The organism is Bilophila sp. T19-St14 (genome assembly GCF_059728385.1).
In genome coordinates this window covers 251,128-268,982 of the sequence record NZ_BAAGFT010000002.1, presented here as the reverse complement: position 1 = coordinate 268,982, position 17,855 = coordinate 251,128, and the positions used below count along the sequence as shown (strand labels likewise).

Here is a 17,855-nt window from a genome sequence, read left to right as displayed (position 1 = left end):
TCAGGCCACCTTCTTCTTGTCGCCCGACTGCTTTACGGTGATAGGCGTCCGGTTTTGCCAGTCATGGGAAAGCGGAATCCCGGCAAGGTCATCAATACCCACACAGGCAAGCCGGTTGGTCTTCGCCACCCGCTCAACAACGGGAATCATATTCAGCACTTCGCGCATACAGCCGCGCGAGAGACGATGAATTTCCGCCATAAGCTCAGGCGATATTTCAACTTCGGCGAGTTGCTTGCATGCGGACTGTACGTCTTCAAGCGTAGCGGGCAAAAATTCGACCACCCGCGCGATGCGACTGGAAATCTGCCCGTACCGCTTAATATCGTTCTGGATATTCCCCATACCGATCAGAATCACCGTGTTTTCGGCCCGGTCGGAAATATCCCGGATTTTCTCAAGGGAAGCCGCCTGATTCGCCAGCGTAAATTCCGCCTCATCAATGATGATCGGCCACTGGTTCTCTGCGATGGGCTTCAAGAGACGGGCAAAAAGCTGCTGCGAGCTACCACGCCCATCGATCTCCAGTGCGGCGGCAAGCTCAGAAAGCGCATACCGGGGCGTCCAATCCTTGTTTGCCCGCAAAAAGATCGCGCCAGTTTCGGCAGCCCAACTGCTCACAATGTGGCTTTTGCCAAGGCCGGGAACGCCGTAGACCAGCATCATCCCGGCTTCGGCGGCACCGCGTTGTTCAACGGCCTTCACGGCGCTGACGAACTTGCGGTAATTTTCTGTCTTTACGAACATTTTGCGCATGACGCTTCCTCCCATGCCAGCCCTTTGCTGGCAAAAATAGGTTCATAATCCGCGTACTCTTCGGTCTGGACATACCATTTCATCCATTCCGTAATTTCCGGCGTCCATGATTCCCGATGAACCATGTAGTGCTCAAACTTTTCGTAAGGGAACTCAAAACGCGGCTCCGCAGTACGCAGGGCAACGGATTCGGTAAGGCTTTCCGCTGGTTCCCTCGGCCAATCCGCCCCGGCTTCCGGCAACGATTGCACATCGACTACCGGCCCGATCGGGCGGCGGATGGAATTGACGACGGTTGCCGTAGCTTCAACAATATTGGAGCCGTCCGGGCAGACGATGGTTGCACCGGGAACCAGCTTTTGCGCGCGCTTTTCAATCCTTCCGATAGCGTCGCGCATCTTTTGGGCTTCTCGCTGTTCTTGTTCAGAAAGTACCATGTATTCAATGGTGTTGCCGTCAAGAAACGCCTCACAGATCATTTCCATGTCCAACGTCCACACCGTTACCCGTTTAGGGTTGCGCATGTCGTAACGGACGTTGACTTTTTCACCGTGAAACAGATCAAGATCCTTGGCGTAATATTCGTGCCCGGCGAGCTTGAACCGGCAGTTTTTGACCATGCATTCCTTAGTGGGCATAAACAGCTCGTCCCGAACCGCCGAAGGCACCGCCAAAATTTCATAATCGGGGTTTTCTGCGAGCTTCATTTCCCAATATTCATTGGGCGAGTAGTGCCGCCGCTTGCCATTGGCGTCAGTAAACTTCGGGAGTGACGTGTGTGGCGTGGCGTTATACTCCTCAATGCGGTACTGGAGCGCCGCGAGAAGCTGGTCAAGCGTGGGCAACCTATCGGATTTTGCGCTCTTTTCGATTTCCTTGCGGGTAAGTAAATAGAACTTCCGAGCCACGTCCGAGTCCATGTCCCGGTGCGTGCAGGAATCAAAACGCTTGGAGAGAGGGGTGCAGATGGTTTTGACCGCTATTTCCATAAGCCCTTTGCCCTGAGGAACGGACGGGATCGAATGCTTGGCGACAATGCCGAGCTGCGTCAAAATGCCCGTGCCTTCTTTGGTGAGCATGGCGTTTTTGTAGCCCGGCCCGTTGTCGGTATAGAAAAACTGCGGAATGCCGTAGCTCACGCAAGCCGCCCGGAGCGCGTCCAGTACGGTGAGGCCGTTTTCTGACGTATCCACGGAGGAGCCGACGCATTTGCGCGTGGCAATATCCAGAATGAGTGTGATTTCCGGCTTGAACGCCCTATTCTGGTAGGGGTGAAAAAACATGGCGTCGAGCGTGGTGCCGTCGCCCGTGAAACCCTCCACCGGGAGCATGTTTTCCGTCGAACGGCGTTTGTACGCGCAGAACTTCCGAAAGGCGTTGCCGGTGGCGCGCCCGTGCATCTGTTCCTTTTTCGGCATTTTATCCAGCCAGCGCCGCACGGCATGAATGGACGGGATATTTTCCGGGTGTTCGGCCAACTCTTTCAGGATGCCGCTATTGTGGGGCTTTCTAGCTATTTCTTTGCCGGGAAGAACCGAAAGCAATGCCGTACCTTCGGGCATACCTGCACCAACCCATTCGATCAGCGTCACAAATTCATTATAGGACTGCTGCACTGAGGGCTTTTGAGGCTTTTGCCAGAGTTGCAGAAAGACGTGGAGCCATGCGGGAGGCGCCATACCCTTTTGCGGATTGATGGGAACCAAGCCAAGGACGCCCTTTGCTTCATATGTCGAACACCAATCATAAAGTCTGGTAATGGAAATCCCCCGCGAAGAACCGCGACGGGCGTTGGCAATATAGGCTGCATCCATGAGGTTTTGCGGCAATGTGCCGTTTTTGTATCCTTCAACCAGAGTAATAATTGCCGTCCGGCGCGTATGCCCTGCGGTTTCAAAATTGTATACGGCGTCAATAAACGCCTTGCGTGACAACACGACATCCCGTTCACGGGAAGAAAGATGCGCGAGGGAAACGACGGGGGCTTGAGGGACGGCGGGCGTGGCGGGCTCAAGGACGACCGGGAGGCTTTCCCGTTCCTCGGCAGAAACGGCCAGCGCGATCTTTTCGCGCACATCGGCGGGGAGCGTGACGGTGGGATATTCAAAACCACCGCCACGACCGGAACGGAGACGGAACGGCCAGTCTTCGCGCTTGGCCCTCCTAAGCAAATTCTTGGGTGCTACACCCTCAATCTTGGCGAGCTCGCGTGTCGTATATGCTTCCTTAATCTCGCTCATATCCTCACCCCATAAAATTCGCCCCGGATTATGCCGCTCCGGGGAGCGTCCCGCGTGGAGGCTTCGCGGTATTCGCCGTTGTGCAGGTTGCGCCGCCCGCCCCATGTTAAAGTGGGCGTCTGCACGGTCGCGGCAGGTTTTGGCCGTGGCGCTCTAGGCACTCTACGGCCCTGTTTGTAAGGTTCCGCCTTCTCGGTTAGATTGAGCACATCGAAAACAACCATCTAACTCCCAAACCATTCGGGAATGCCGAGGAGGCGGAAATATGAAAGTAGATACTTTAATTATAGTAAAAATACTTAGTTACCTTGGAACACTTTATCCAAATGCGGCCCAAGACGATGCAGAAGAGCACTTACTTGAATTGACACATGGTGATAGAGATATTCTTGAAGCTAATCTATGCTACCTTGAACAGCATGAATATATAACTCGTAACATCCCGATAAACGCTGGAGAATATAATTTTCTATTTCCATGTCTTGCACTTACTGAAAAAGGAGTTGATTTTCTGTTAAAAGACGGTGGTCTAACTGCTATAAAAAACACTGTTACGGTTCGTTTTCATGCAGATTTTATTTCAACGATTGAAAAATTTATCCTGAACAGCGGAATAGACCAGAATAAAAAGAGTTCTCTCGTAGCAAAGCTTCGAGAGCTTCCTTTTTCCGCCACAGAACATTTGATGAAGAAACTATTGGATGCGGCGGTTCTTCACTTGCCGGAAGCACTTCAACTAATAGAAAAAGCACTTCGGTAGGATTTTGTGGCCGGTTATAGAGCCGGTCACAGTTCGTAAACCTCCCCCAACAAGGGCCGAGATTCATCCAGAAATCGTCCCTATCCTCTTCAAGATAGATACACAGCCCGTTACGATGAAGCACGGCGGCGGTGATTGGGATTTTCTCAATAAGGGGAGTCATGCGTTTTCTCCTTACTTTTGTTCCTGTTCGGCAAATACCGAAGATGTTTTCTTCCGGGATTGGCCTTTAAAAGGGCTGTAATTCCCCTGACGCACTGATCGCAGATGAAGATGTTTTTATCTTCAACCCGTATGAGAAACTCGCATCCTTCATCTCCGACACGGCAGAAGCTACAGGCGGGCTTGCTGTGCTTCACTGTTCCCGTAGTCATGCCGCCGTCTCCTTTTCCGCCCACCTTTCGGGATACCGAGGATCAAACAGATATTTATCAGGCACGCCCGCATCCCGGAGCGCGTCCAGTATGCGGGCGCTGTGGTTCTTGCCAAGGATTGTTGCAGAGACGGCGGACAGGGAAACCTTGAGTTCATAGGCTATTACGGTTGCCGTCCGCCCGTTGCGCCGCAATGCCTCGTGAATGCGCATGGAATAAAAACAACGCCGTTCTCCTATTTTCGCCCTGACAGACGTGTCGTTGGTTGCAAACTTCATAGTTCCCCCGGCCCATCATGCGGCCTAGCCGTAGTTTTTGGTAAGCCTAACAGCTAAAAGTTGATCTTGAGTCAGTTGCCGGGTAAGTTGAGTTATCAACTGTATTTCTCAACCGCCCGTAGAACCCTTTTGCCCTAATTTTTACATATTATCAAGTAAAAAATGGGTAAAACTTATTTTAGCTGTAAAAAATAATTATTTAAATAAATATAGCTAATTATAGTTTTTCCCATACGTAAAATTTAGGGTAATGGTTCGGGCAAGGAAGTTTTACCCATGACGACACTAGGAGAAAGAATCAAGTTATTGCGCGGAGAACTCACTCAAAAACAGTTTTCTGAACAACTTGGCATTCCTGCAACCACCTTAGGGAATTACGAAAACAACAAGAGTGAACTAAATTTTGCGACCATTGATCGATTTAAAACTATTTTTAAGGTGAACACCGATTGGCTGCTCTTTGGTCGTGGCCCCATGAAAGAAGATAGCATTAACAATGAATTACGTAAAAAGACTATGGAAATCATAGGTCGACGCGATGACATAATTATGATCCCTATGGTGGAGGCGGTACTATCTGCGGGTGGAGGGAGCTTTGAAACTAGTGCAATAACTGGACGCGATTACGCCTTTCGGAGGGATTTTATCGAGCGCAAAGGAAATCCTAACGATATGATATTGATGCGAGTTTCAGGTGACAGCATGGAGCCGGACGTTCTAAACGGTGATGTCGTGTTGATCGACCAAGGGAAGACCCGCATTGTTCCAGGTCAGATGTTTGCCGTGGGCTTTGAAGAAGCTATTTACCTAAAACGTATCGATGTTATGCCGGGAAAAGCTATTCTGAAAAGTGTCAATCCCGCATACCCCCCAATGGAGTTGGACATACGGGGGCAACTGAGCGACCAATTCCGCGTCATAGGCCGCGTTTTATGGTGCGGACGGGAATACAAGTAGGAAATAAAAATCGCGGCCTGTTTTGACCGCGAAAAATACATGCGTTTTGGTGTACATTTTGACACCAAACAACAAACGGGCGGCTCCGATAAGGAACCGCCCGTTTTCAATCTTCCTGTGCTCATTCTATCCCAAATTGCGCGCTAAAAACATCTAACTGGCGCTCAAAAACGATCAATCTGTACCGAATCGCGCGCGAAATCTTCCGCCTCAAAATTCTTCATAACCTACTGCAACGCAAGGCTAATCTACCCATTTTCCGAATTACCCGTATTTCCCGAATTGATCGCTAACCCAGTGGTCGGCGGTCTTTTCCTTGTTCATGGGCGTGATGGCCCTGATTTCAGCCGAATTCATCCCCATAAGCCTGCTGACGCCCATCGCCCGCGATCTTGCCGTTTCCGAGGGCATGGCCGGGCAGACGGTTACCGCCGTGGGCGTGTTCGCCGTGCTGACCAGCCTCCTGCTGGCCCCGCTGACGGGAAACATCGACAGGCGGCGCATCCTGCTGGCCTTTTCCGCCATGCTTGTCGCGTCCTACATGCTGATCGGCATGGCCCCGACCTATTCGATCATGCTCATCGGGCGCGCGATGCTCGGCATCTGCGTGGGCGGCTTCTGGTCGCTGGCCTCCGCCGTCACCCTTCAGCTCGTCCCCACGAAGGACGTCCCCCGTGCCCTGAGCATCGTCTATGCCGGGGTTTCCGTGGCGACGATCATCGCCCTGCCCGTGGCAAGCTGGATCGGGCATCTGATCGGCTGGCGGAATGTCTTTTTCCTCGGCGCGCTCATGGGCGCCGCCGGGTTCGTCTGGCAATACCGCGCCCTTCCCCCGCTTCCGGCCCGCGCGGGCAGCGGCTTCCGGGACATGACCGCCCTGCTCCGGCGCACATGGGTTCTGGCGGGCATCGGCGGGAACATCCTGAGTTTCGGCGGATACCACATTTTCTTCACGTACCTGCGGCCCTTTCTGGAGCTGGATCTCGCCTTGGGAGCCGATACGCTTTCCGTGATCCTGCTGGCCTTCGGGGTGGCGAACATCCTCGGCACCTTCATTGCGGGCGCGCTGCTTGGAAACCACTTCCGGCCAACCATGATTCTGATCCATCTGGCCTTCGCAGCCGCCGCGCTCGCCTTGCTTCTCACCCAAGGGCACGCGGACGTCGGCGTCGCGCTGGCCGTCTTCTGGGGATTCGCCTTCGGCTTTACCCCGGTAGGCTGGTCCACATGGATTGCCCGCACCCTCTCCGACAAGGCGGAACTTGCCGGGGGGCTCACCGTCGCGGCGACGCAGTTCGCCATCGGCCTTGCCGCCGCCGTGGGCGGGTTTACCTACGACAACCTCGGCATCAACGGCATTTTTCTGGCGGCGGCGGGCATCAGCGTCATGGCGGCCCTGCTGATCGCGGCCAGCTTTTCCCTCTTCGCCAGGGACACGGGGCGCAGGGCCTGAACACCCATTCCCATACCTGCCCATACTCCGCTTCACCTTTCATTATAAGGAGATGCACATGAACCGCCTCAAACAGGCCATGTCCGCCGCATTGCTGGCGTGTGCCGCCGTTTTCCCCGCCGGGGCGCGGGAACTTCCCCACCCGCTTCCCGTCCCGCAAACGGCCAGCCCCGAACTCCGGGAGCTCATTGCCAAGGCCCCGCCGCCTTACTGGGACACCCATCCCGGCACCGTTCGGGAATGGAAGGCTTGGGCCGATGCCCTTTCCAGGGAAGCGGCAAAAACACTCCCCGGCCTGCGTGAAAAACTGAAGGTTGACGTTGCAAAAGGGGAACTCGGCGGCGTGCCGGTCTTCACGTTCACCCCGAAGGATCTGCCGGAAGCAAACCGGGATCGGGTCCTCCTGAACCTGCATGGGGGAGGCTATGTCCTCGGACAAGGGGAATCAGGGACGCAGGAAGCCGTCCTGATGGCGGGCATAGGCAAATTCCGGGTCATATACGCCGATTACAGGATGGCTCCCGAATTTCCCTATCCGGCTGCGGTCGACGACGCCATGACCGTATACCGCGAACTGCTCAAGGCCACGCCCGCACAAAAGATCGGCGTGTTCGGCACCTCCACGGGCGGGGGCCTGAGCCTGATCCTGGGGCTCCGCGCCAAGGCCGAAGGGCTGCCCCTCCCGGCGGCTGTCGCGGCTGGGACGCCGTGGGCGGATCTGAGCAAAACCGGAGATTCGTATTTCACCAACGAGGGCGTGGACAACATCCTCGTCAGCTATGACGGATGGCTGGGGGATGCCGCACGGCTGTACGCCGGGAAGCATGACTTGAAAGACCCCATGCTGTCCCCGGTTTACGGCGATGTAAGCGGCTTCCCTCCGACCCTGCTCACTTCGGGGACACGGGATCTCTTCCTCAGCAACACCGCACGGATGCACCTGAAACTACGGGAAGCGGGCGTCCCCGCCGATCTCATCGTGTTCGAGGGCATGTCGCACGCCCAATACCACATGGCGGAAGACGCGCCGGAAACCCGGTTCCATTTCAGCGAACTGGGACGCTTTTTCGACGCTCATCTTCAATAGCGCACATAACTGGCAATAACATAAGGCTGTGCCATAGAAAATGGCTGATGCTTTTCCCTTTGAAGTTCCAAAGGGATAACCAACAAAATGTGTCAGCTGTGGATTCCGCCAATGGGAAAGCTGGATAAAAAAACAGTATTTTCAGCGTACTGTGGAGATGAAACAACCACATAATATTATGGCAGAGCCTAAAAGAATAAGGCTGTGTCATAGGAAACGGTAGAGGCTTTCTTTTTGAAGTTCCAAAGGAATAATGAATAAGATGCCCCAATCATGGAGTCCTTTGGCGGAAAAAATTGGATGGAAAGCCTCTATTTTCAGCATGCCGTGAAAATAAAGCGACCCAATACCATGACAGGGCCAATAAGAAAGGCTGTGTTATAGAAAACGGTTGATGCTTTTTTCCTTGAAATTACAAAGGGATAACCGGAAAAATGCCTTATCCGTGGCTCCCGCCAAGGGGAAAATCGGAGAAAAAGGCTGTATTTTCATCGCACTGTGGAGATGAAACAACCATAAACTATAACAGAGCCATAATAAAACTATTTTCCGCAACTTACTGAAAGGAGATTCATTCCCATGACGAAAACGAAAAACATCCTGATCCTTTCGACCAGCCCCCGCAAGGACGGCAACTCCGAAATGCTGGCCCGCGAATTCGCCAGAGGCGCGGAGGAAGCCGGACACAACGTGGAACTGATCAGCCTGCGCGGCAAGGCCATCGGCTTTTGCAAAGGCTGTCTGGCCTGCCAGAAAACGCAGCGGTGCGTCATCCATGACGATGCCGACGCCATCGTCCGAAAAATGAAGGATGCGGACGTGATCGCATTCGCCACCCCCATCTATTTTTATGAGATGTGCGGGCAGATGAAGACCCTGCTCGACCGCTCCAACCCCCTGTTCCCGTCGGACTACGCCTTCAGGGACATTTACCTGCTGGCAGCGGCGGCGGACAGCGCGGAGAGTTCAATGGACGGGGCCGTCAAAGGCTTGGAGGGCTGGATCGCCTGTTTTGAAAAGGCCGCGCTGAGGGGCGTCGTGCGGGGTACGGGCGCCGATGGAGCCGGGACGATCCTACAGGTTCCCGCCGCCCTGAAGTCCGCCTTTGAACTGGGCAACAAGGCGTAAGGCCATGAACGAACAGACTATACGACAAGACCGCAGACCGCCCCTGAAGCAATGCCTGTTATCCATGACGGCCTTTTTGTTGGCGGTACTGGCGGCACTTCTCCCCCACTCCTCTCTGGCAGGTGAACCCATGCGCATACGTTTGATCGTAGACGGGGAAACCCTTCCTGCCATACTGGAAGATAACCCGGCAGGCCGCGATTTCTTGAGCATGCTCCCGCTCACCTTGACGGTGAGGGACTACAACGGGACGGAAAAAATCGGCGACCCGCCGCGCAGGATTGCCACGGAAGGCATGCCGGACAGCATTGAGCCTTTGGCGGGCGATCTGACGTTCTATGTCCCGTGGGGCAACATCGCCATCTTTTACCGGGAGTTCCGCCTGTCCAGAGGGCTGATCCGCTTCGGGCGCATCACTTCGGGCATAGAAAAGCTGGCTGCCATGCGCGGCGACTTTTCGATTGCCTTCGAGCGGGCGGAATAAAAAAACGCACATGGATGCTCAAAATACACACGGGGATAACATGGAAATGAGCCGCACTCCCCATACTTCAAAAGGAATGCCCATGCAGACCACGACGTTGCGTAATGGAATCGAAATGCCGCTGGCAGGTTTCGGCGTCTTTCAGGTGCCGGATGCCACCCTGTGCGAACAAGCCGTTTCGGAGGCTCTGGCGGCAGGTTATCGGCTCATCGATACGGCTTCGGTCTATCGGAATGAAGAAGCCGTGGGAGCCGCCGTCCGCAAGAGCGGAATCCCCCGCAAGGAATTGTTCATCACCACTAAAGTATGGATTCAGGAGGCGGGCTATGAGAAAACGAAGGAAGCCTTTGAAGCGTCCCTGAACCGTCTGGGGCTCGACACTCTGGATTTATACCTGATCCATATGCCTTTCGGGGACTATTACGGTTCATGGCGGGCGATGGAGGAACTCTACGAAGACGGCAGGATACGGGCCATCGGCGTATGCAACTTCCTCCCTGACCGGCTGATGGATCTGTGCCGCAATGCAAGCATCCCTCCCATGCTCAATCAGGTGGAAATGCACCCGTTCTGCCAGCAAAAGGAAGCTCTGGAGATCATGCGGGAATGCGGCGTCCAGCCGCAGGCATGGGCACCTTTTGCCGAAGGGATGCGCGGGATTTTCAGGAATGGGCTCCTGTGCGCCATCGGCCAAAAATACGGCAAGACGGCGGCACAGGTCATGCTCCGCTGGAACATCCAGCGCGGGGTCGCCGTGATTCCCAAGTCCGTCCACAGGGAGCGCATCGAAGAAAACGCCCGTATCTGGGATTTCACCCTCGATGATCAGGATATGAAAGCCATTGCGCACATGGACGAAGGGCACGGCCTGATCCTTGATACGCTTGCCCCATCCGAGGTCAAACGGCTTTACGGCATCTGACACAAGAACTGCATGGCATTTCAGGTTGTGTCGTCATTTTGCATGTAACTATTTGAAATTATCAAAAACAGTCTTTCATGGCTTTAAATATAGTTTATAATTTCAACAGATTATATCTAATTGACGACATAACCTAAAAAGGGAGGTGAATCTTTGGGAAAGGGGGCGCATTCCCCCCCCTCCTCCAAAACCGCCTGCACGGTTGGCACTTCCCCCTCCTCCTGCAAAGGCTTTTACGCTTGGGATGCCATAGAAAATGGGTGATGCCTTTTTCCTTGAAATTCCAATGAAATAACCAACAAAATGCCTCAGCCATGAAGTCCGCCAATGGGGAAAACTGGAGAAAAAGGCTGTCTTTTCGCTGTGCTGTGGAGATGAAACAATCACATACTCTAACAGAGCCTTACGCTTATCCCTGTCCGCAGCATTCCCAGAAATGAAGCCACTTAGAGGGCCACCCCATCCATAAAAGTCTTCCCACATCGGAACAGCGCCCCTCCGCACGGCCTCCCCACCAGCCGAAACTCTTTGGAAGAGAGAGTGATAAACTTTTCCCTAGGGCGTATTCACACTATGCTGAATTTTTCCCATGATTGAAGATGGTTGAAGAAAAATGCAGCATCGTTCAAAAAAACGAGGATAACCATTTGTAAAAAATATGTTTATTCTTTGTTTGTGTGAACAGGCCCCAGAAAAGTTTACCCCCCGGATGCCAGTCCCTCACCCTTTATCGCCGCGGCAGCCTTCCACATCAATCCCCAGCCGCCTCAGCCGCCATTCCGCCCATAAAGCGCGTGGCTACCGGCCCTGATTCGCGGTCGGGGTCGAGGTTGCCCCGGCGGTCATGGATCTGTTTGGGCTGCCTCTTCTCCGAAGGGCAGAAAGTGGGCACGGCTCAGCGAAGCCAATGGAGTCCCGCACTTCCATGCGCATGGAGCACATTGCCCGACGCCGCTCAGCGAAGCCAATGGAGCCCCGCACCACAGCGGGCTTTCCTCCGGTTCTTTGGATCGCTTCTTGCTAAATTCCTTTCAGAAGGATATTTTCAACAACATTATTGGCATCTCCGTATGATGCCGTACCCCTCACCTTTTCAGGAGAAACCATGAGCGCTACGCCGTACATCGAGGCACTGAGTAAAGAAACCGGCATGGACATCACCTTGTCCGCATCCGGGGCGGCCACCCTTTCGCTCGGAGGCCGTAACCTGCTGATCCAATGGATCGAGGCAACGAACTCCTTCATCGTGTATGTTGAAGTCGGCGCCCTCGGCGGTTGGCGCAACGGCGAAATCTGCCGCCTGCTACTGGCCTCGAACTTCCTCCTCGCGGACACGCAAGGCGGCGCACTCAGCTATAACGACGCCACCGGCATGGTCGGGCTGAACTTCCCGATCCCCGTCTACGGGCTCGACACCGGGGATTTCCTCAAAGCCGTCAACAACGTCATCCTGTTCTCGGAAACATGGAAAACCCGCCTCGACGCCATGAACAAGGAACAGGAAGAGCTTACGGAAAAGGCGCAGCAAGCCGTCCTCGACGGCGGCATGGGGGATGCCGCGGAACCGGCTTTCTCAGCCGCGCAATTCCTCCGCGTCTAGGCGGAACGCCCCGAAGCCGGGCAATCCGGCACGCCGTATGCGGCGTACCTTCAACAGTTCGCCTTCCCACGCCGGGCAGCAATATGCGCCGTACGGCGGCGCAGCTTCAGCCGAAAACGGCGCCGGGGATGGACGGCTCAGGGCTCCGTCACGGCATTTACTTGGTGCGCGCTTGCCTGATGCGCATTGCCGCGATGGGCTTTATTGGATTTTTTGAAGGCATCCGGTGGTGAAGCCCACGGCGGAAAAAACTCTCTCGAACCGGCATAGAATAAAACCAAACCCTTGCTGCGGCGGGGCTTAAACCACAACACGGCGTATCCTTATAATCAAGGAGCCGAGGCTTCGTACCGGACACCCATCTTGTTTCAGCTATAGGAGGCCGTATGCCTGTTTCCCTTCAACAATTCTTCAACAGCGCCAATACAGTTGGCGATTCCGCATCCCTTTTCCTGCAAAACGGTGGTGAATCCGTTGGCGATACGTCTTCGCTGCACGGCATCCACAAGCTTTCCCGCAGCGCCAAGGCCGAAGAGAACCGGGCCACGGTCACGGCCTTTTTGAACGCCCTTGAACAATCCCCGCAGTTCCGCAACATCAGCGCCGACGTGCGGGGGATACTCAACGCGAAGCTTGAAGGGGGCAAGCCCCTCACCGCCGGGGACGTCAAGCTCGTGCGCGATTCCGTCCTGTATGCAGAAGCCATTGCCGTAGGCCGCCAGCTTGCCGAGGACAACGCGATCCCTGCCGGGCACGCCGCCGCCTTCGCCCAGTTCGCGCTGGCCCGCAATCTGGATACCGGCACCCCGGAAGGGCAACGCGAAGCCGTACAGGCGTATCTTTGCGAAAAGGTCGTCCCCCAGAATATTGGCGCGCTCACCCGGCTCCCCGAAGCGGGCGGGCACGGCGCAGCCGTAAGCAAGGCCCTCATGCTCCTCAGCCAACCGCTCACGGGCGACGGAGGCTTTTTCGCCGAGCAGTTGCAGGCCGACATGGAAGCCCACGGAACCCAAGGGGCCTTCACCCGGCTCCAGACGGCCTTCAGCAGCGCCAAGGCCGAGGACATAGAGATCCTTTCCGCGCTGGAACCCAATATCCTCGAACCGCTGCCGCATCTCCCCAACGGCAAGGACATGCTCGCCGCGCTCAAGGAAGCGCTCCCCACGCTTGGGCGGGACGCCCTGCAAGGGCTGGCGGTCAGTTTCGCCACAAACATGCCCGCGCTTGCCACCCCCGCCGAACGGCAGGACGCCGTGCGCGGCTTCATGATGAACATCGCCGCCAAATCCGAAGGCATACGCCAGGCCATGACCCTTGCCGGGCTGCCCCAGAACTTCAGTTCCGCCATCGCCAACAACCCTGCCGTGGTCAAGCACTGCAAGGCGCTGCTCAACGCCAACCCCGGCCCCGGCGTCTTTCCGTCCCAGGAGCGCGTGGCCGAAGCGCTGGGCACAGCCGTGCAGTCCTTTGTGGAAAGCAACCTCCCTCTGCTCCATGAATTTTCCATCATGGCGCAAGACCCGCCGGGCAACCTGAATCCGCCGGTCACTGCGGAAACCATGCCCCGCTACATCAATGCCATGCTCGCGGGCGACGTGATGGTGGAGCAGCTCCTCAACGACAGCGTGCCTATGGACGCCGCTTTCCTCGAACGCATCGCCGATCATGCCGACGCGCTCAATTCGGCGGCCCACAGCTTTGAGGGCGATTACGGCGCGGACGACATCGCCGCCGTGCTCCGCAACTCCGTCTCCATGCTGCTGGCCCGGCGCGGGGTCACGCAGGACATGCTGCCCGAACTCATGCACAGGGCGGTGGACAAGTTCGGCCCCCTCGCCAGCCAGTTCGCCACGCTCAACGGAGCCATCCAGCGCGGGCTCGGCAAGGCGTCGGGGCTGGAATTCCTCAAGGAAAGCATGACCCAGTTCCGCAGCCTCGAAGGGCACGCCAGGGTGCTCATCAGCCTCATGTCCCGCGAACAAAAGGTCGAAATGGGGATTGCAACGCCCGGCGACGTCGATCCGCAGTCCGAAGAAATCCAACGGCAGGATGGGGAGCTTCTGAGCAGTTTCCTCGAATCAAAGTTCGAGGTATTTGGGGATGCGGAACAACTCCCCGTCGTGCTGCGGGAGTTCGCCCGCGCACACGGCCTTGACATCCCCCGGCTCAGCGCCAAGCAGAGCAGCGACCTGTCCAAGGCCAATCTGAAGACCTTCAATGACGTCGTAAGTGAACTCATCCCTGAGACTGAAAGTGTCGTCGAGGAGAATACGGACGCCTTCCGCGCCCTTTTCGATTCCTTCAACGAGGATGGCGATCTCGCGGGCCTGGATCCCGACGCCATCAATCCGAGGCCGTTCTATCAGGGCGTCAGCCATGCCCTTATGCCCCTGATCAACGCGGCCAATGAAGGAGGGTATGCCGTTGACGCGGCGGAACTGCGCCAACTCGCCAAGGACGTCATCGGGGCCGAACTTCTGGCCCTCAAGGACACCCTGGACGACATCGACGCCCTGCCCCCAAACCCGGCCCCTGAGCCCGGAGCCTACCTGCCTCCCGGACACTTCAGAGCTGAGGACAAGGCGATCATGAAGAAGATCGCCCAGCGCTACGGCGTGCGCGATGCCGGGGCCATAGCCGAGGCGTTCACGGCGGCGAAGTCGCTGCCCGAGCAGGCCCGGCTCATCAGAATGGAGCGTCTTGATCAAACCCCCGGGCGCTTCACGGAGGCCATCACAGATATGTCCAGACAGTATTGCGCGTTCCATGAGCATTACGAGCAACTGCCCGGAGCCGAAGATTTGCTTCCCATGATGTGCGATTTCATCCTTGAAGGCATGACGGAGGGGCAGCTTCTCGATGTCGCGGAGAACATGCAGTCCGAGATGGCGCACCAGCTCGCCGGGGCCTGCATCTACCTTGCGGGGCACCGGAATGCCCCGGACAATACCGCCCCGCTGAAAGGCGTAATGCAGATCATGAACTACCTGCGCCAGAACGCCGAATACCGGATTGGCCGGAACCCGCAGATTGATCCCATGTATTTCAGCAGAGAGCTCAATCACCTGTGCGAGATGCCCGGCGACACGAATTCCCCGCTCGGCCGGCTCCGCCAGTTCGCCCCCGGCGTCATCACCGATTTCGACGCCCAGATGAACCGCCATGCCGAACGGCTCACGCCGCAGGAGTGGGAACAGCTTCGCAGCATCCATACGCAGCTTGTCCAGACCTCACAGGGCCCGCAGGATTTCCTGCTTTCGTACTGGGTGGAGTCCTCGGCTTCCGACCTGCTCGCCGCGCTGAGAAGCAACCACGGCAAGCCGCTTTCCAACCGGCAGATCTGGGCGGCCATGATCGGCGGCTCCATGCCCAGGGGCATCAGCGACGAACACTTCGGCGCGGATCTCATCGCGTTCGTTTCCCAAAAGTATCAGGCCCTGCTTCAGGCCGCGGCACCGGATATGGTCGAGGAGGTGAGGGAAGTCTCCCTCATGAACAACAGCAGTTACGGCCTGAGCCCCAAGAAGCTTCTCGCCTTGACCCGCCCCCATGCGCGGCTCTCTCTGGATGAGATCTCCATAGTCAGTGATATGGGCACACTGAGCGGCATTGATCAGAGGACGGCGTACGGCCTCGTAACAGACTTCCGCCGCCGCGGGAGGAATACCCTCATGCACTTCGAGGATCGCAACGGGCACGGCTTCTCCGTCAACCCGTCCCACATCCCCGATGAGGAGAATAAGCCGGAAAACCCGTTTTTTGCCGGGATCATCGGCAGTGTGGGCGCCATGACCCATTCCGAAAGGCAGCTTGCGCGGGTCATGCAGTGCTTCTCGCAAGCGCCGTTGATCATGCCCCGTGTGCTCAGCACCTGCTTCCCCGGCGTGTAGTTCAGCGAGCACGGCAATTTCTCCGTTTTCGCCAAGGAGCAGCCGGACGGCACCGTCCTCGTGGACATTCTATCCGATCCGTCGCTGCCGCTCACCCTCAACATGCAGATCCTTGTCGGCACGGACGGATCGCATACGTTTGAACGGCTCGATCTCAACAGGCCGTAACCCTCCCTTTTCCATAAGCGGAGGGCCATGAGGCCCCATATGGAAACCGCCTCCGGGATATGATCCGGGAGGCGGTTTTCCGCAGGCAAAGCAGGATGCCCCGCCCCTTTGTACAGCACGCGGCACAGGATACCGCCCCGGCAAACGGCACTCCGCCCCGGCCTTCCATCCCCCTGAGCGCCTTTGTTTTCCATCAGGCCCTGCCGAGGGCAAACGGACGATGCCCATTCCTCAAAAACCCAAACAAGAGCCCTATGGAAACCCCCAACTAGAGGGCCGGCCGGTGGAAACGTAGAGGAACATGCCGGTTGCCCTCTTGTAAAAAAAGCCACCACATGCCGTGGCAGGGCCTTCCCCCAGAAAGGGCCTTGCTTTTTCGCCTGAGATTTCCCACTATCCAACGTGCCGTGGCTGCCGCGCCGGACTTTCGTGCCGCCGGGAATGCCCGTCCCCTCATCCGTCCCCGCCTGCGGACAAAGGTTATCGTCATGGACAAAAAGAAACTTTTCCTTGTGTCGCTTGGGCATCTTTCGTGCGACATCAACGGCGGCGCGCTGCCCGCCATCCTGCCCTTCCTGATCGCCGCGTACGGCTTCGATTATCAGGCATCCGCCGGGTTCATGTTCGCCTTTTCCTGCCTCTCCTCGATCATCCAGCCGGCTTTCGGCTACCTGTCCGACAGGCTTTCCAAGCCGTGGTTCATTCCGGTGGGCGTCCTGCTTGCCGGGGGCGGGCTGGCCTCCATCGGTTTCCTGCACAGCTACTGGGCCATTTTCACGGCCATTGCCCTGAGCGGCGTGGGCGCGGCCCTGTTCCACCCCGAAGGCGCGCGTTTCGCCAATAAGGTTTCGGGCGCTTCCAAGGGCACGGGCCTGAGCCTCTTCTCCATAGGGGGCAACAGCGGGTTCGTATTCGGCCCCATGCTTGCGGTCGCGGCCATCGGCGCGTTCGGCCTGTCCGGGACGTCCGTTTTCGGCCTCATCGCCCTCGTCATGTCGGTCATCCTCCTCTACCAGATTTCACACCTCTCAGGCATGAAGAAAATTGAAGCCGACAATGCGAAAGCGGCCGGGGAAGCCGAAGAGGTGACGAACAACTGGAAAGAATTCTCCAAGCTGACGCTGGCGATCATTTCCCGTTCCGTCCTGTTTGTGGGCTGCAACACCTTCATCCCGCTCTACTGGATCCATAACTTCGGCCAGTCCAAGGCTGCCGGGGCCGCGGCCCTGACCTGTTTCTGCACGTTCGGCGTCATCAGCAACTTTATCGGCGGGATGCTCTCGGATCGTTTCGGCTACCTGCGGATCATCCGGCTCTCCTACGTGATCCTGATCCCCTCCATCATCCTTTTCGGCTTGGTGGACAACCTCTACGCAGCCTTCGCGCTCCTGCTGCCCCTCGGCTTTTCCCTGTACGCGCCGTTCAGCTCAATGGTCGTACTTGGGCAGAAGTATTTGGCGAAAAACATCGGTTTCGCCTCCGGCGTCACCCTTGGCCTCGCCACCAGCATGGGCGGCATCGTCGCCCCGCTCCTCGGCTGGATCGCCGACGGCTACGGCCTGCCCCGCGCCATCCAGAGCATGACCTTCGTAGCCGCAATCGGCACCGTGGCCGCCTTCCTGCTCGTCTCGCTCAACAGGCGCACGGACTGAGCGGAGGCAGCCTCTGGGCTGGGAGAGGGGGAACGCCTAAAAATATTTCCCCCTCCCCCTTCAAGGTTTTTTGATTCCGCCGTAGGAAGCGATGGCTTTTCTTAAA

15 protein-coding genes are annotated in these 17,855 nt (G+C 56.7%); 11 read left to right on the top strand and 4 right to left on the bottom strand.

The window, feature by feature from the left end; all coding sequences use genetic code 11:
* The 3 genes from AC6I1V_RS15510 to AC6I1V_RS15500 are packed head-to-tail and all read right to left on the bottom strand — an operon-like array spanning window position 1 to window position 3,220.
* The gene (locus AC6I1V_RS15510) at window positions 1-756 is read right to left on the bottom strand and encodes an AAA family ATPase (protein ID WP_497737181.1); all 756 of its coding nucleotides are present in this window, start codon (window positions 754-756) and stop codon (window positions 1-3) included.
* Entirely contained in the window at window positions 738-2,996 is a 2,259-nt protein-coding gene (locus AC6I1V_RS15505) for a transposase (RefSeq protein WP_497737180.1), read from the bottom strand. Before AC6I1V_RS15505 ends, AC6I1V_RS15510 begins: the two co-directional genes overlap by 19 nt.
* Window positions 2,993-3,220, bottom strand: a complete 228-nt coding sequence (locus AC6I1V_RS15500) for a hypothetical protein (RefSeq protein ID WP_497737179.1) — start codon at window positions 3,218-3,220, stop codon at window positions 2,993-2,995. The genes AC6I1V_RS15505 and AC6I1V_RS15500 overlap by 4 nt, the downstream gene beginning before the upstream one ends.
* 41 nt (window positions 3,221-3,261) lie before the next feature.
* Here AC6I1V_RS15500 and AC6I1V_RS15495 point away from each other — a divergent pair, with 41 nt between their 5' ends.
* Complete coding sequence (locus AC6I1V_RS15495; protein WP_486853679.1) at window positions 3,262-3,756, top strand: hypothetical protein; 495 nt, start codon at window positions 3,262-3,264, stop codon at window positions 3,754-3,756.
* Window positions 3,757-4,126: 370 nt separating this feature from the next.
* Here AC6I1V_RS15495 and AC6I1V_RS15490 read toward each other — a convergent pair whose 3' ends face one another.
* On the bottom strand, window positions 4,127-4,408 hold the full coding sequence (locus AC6I1V_RS15490; protein WP_486853678.1) for an XRE family transcriptional regulator: 282 nt from the start codon (window positions 4,406-4,408) through the stop codon (window positions 4,127-4,129).
* 276 nt (window positions 4,409-4,684) lie between these two features.
* Here AC6I1V_RS15490 and AC6I1V_RS15485 point away from each other — a divergent pair, with 276 nt between their 5' ends.
* From AC6I1V_RS15485 to AC6I1V_RS15440, 10 genes are all read left to right on the top strand, one after another.
* Window positions 4,685-5,365 carry an XRE family transcriptional regulator gene (locus AC6I1V_RS15485; RefSeq protein WP_486853677.1) on the top strand — a complete coding sequence of 227 codons (681 nt, stop codon included), beginning with the start codon at window positions 4,685-4,687 and terminating at the stop codon, window positions 5,363-5,365.
* 331 nt (window positions 5,366-5,696) lie between these two features.
* The gene (locus AC6I1V_RS15480) at window positions 5,697-6,818 is read left to right on the top strand and encodes an MFS transporter (protein WP_497737178.1); all 1,122 of its coding nucleotides are present in this window, start codon (window positions 5,697-5,699) and stop codon (window positions 6,816-6,818) included.
* Between the two features lie 58 nt (window positions 6,819-6,876).
* Entirely contained in the window at window positions 6,877-7,905 is a 1,029-nt protein-coding gene (locus AC6I1V_RS15475; RefSeq protein WP_486853676.1) for an alpha/beta hydrolase, read from the top strand.
* A gap of 579 nt (window positions 7,906-8,484) precedes the next feature.
* A complete protein-coding gene (locus AC6I1V_RS15470; RefSeq protein WP_486853675.1) occupies window positions 8,485-9,033 on the top strand; it encodes a flavodoxin family protein in 549 nt (182 codons plus the stop codon).
* A gap of 4 nt (window positions 9,034-9,037) precedes the next feature.
* Window positions 9,038-9,517: a cyclophilin-like fold protein gene (locus AC6I1V_RS15465; RefSeq protein WP_497737177.1), complete on the top strand. Its 480-nt coding sequence runs from the start codon at window positions 9,038-9,040 to the stop codon at window positions 9,515-9,517.
* Window positions 9,518-9,599: 82 nt separating this feature from the next.
* The gene (locus AC6I1V_RS15460) at window positions 9,600-10,439 is read left to right on the top strand and encodes an aldo/keto reductase (protein ID WP_486853674.1); all 840 of its coding nucleotides are present in this window, start codon (window positions 9,600-9,602) and stop codon (window positions 10,437-10,439) included.
* A 1,105-nt stretch (window positions 10,440-11,544) separates the two neighbouring features.
* Entirely contained in the window at window positions 11,545-12,039 is a 495-nt protein-coding gene (locus tag AC6I1V_RS15455) for a type III secretion system chaperone (RefSeq protein ID WP_486853673.1), read from the top strand.
* Window positions 12,040-12,122: 83 nt separating this feature from the next.
* A complete protein-coding gene (locus AC6I1V_RS15450; RefSeq protein ID WP_486853672.1) occupies window positions 12,123-12,272 on the top strand; it encodes a hypothetical protein in 150 nt (49 codons plus the stop codon).
* A 153-nt stretch (window positions 12,273-12,425) separates the two neighbouring features.
* Window positions 12,426-15,929, top strand: a complete 3,504-nt coding sequence (locus AC6I1V_RS15445; RefSeq protein ID WP_497737176.1) for a hypothetical protein — start codon at window positions 12,426-12,428, stop codon at window positions 15,927-15,929.
* A gap of 656 nt (window positions 15,930-16,585) precedes the next feature.
* Entirely contained in the window at window positions 16,586-17,749 is a 1,164-nt protein-coding gene (locus AC6I1V_RS15440) for an MFS transporter (RefSeq protein WP_486853670.1), read from the top strand.
* The last annotated feature ends 106 nt before the right edge of the window (window positions 17,750-17,855 follow it).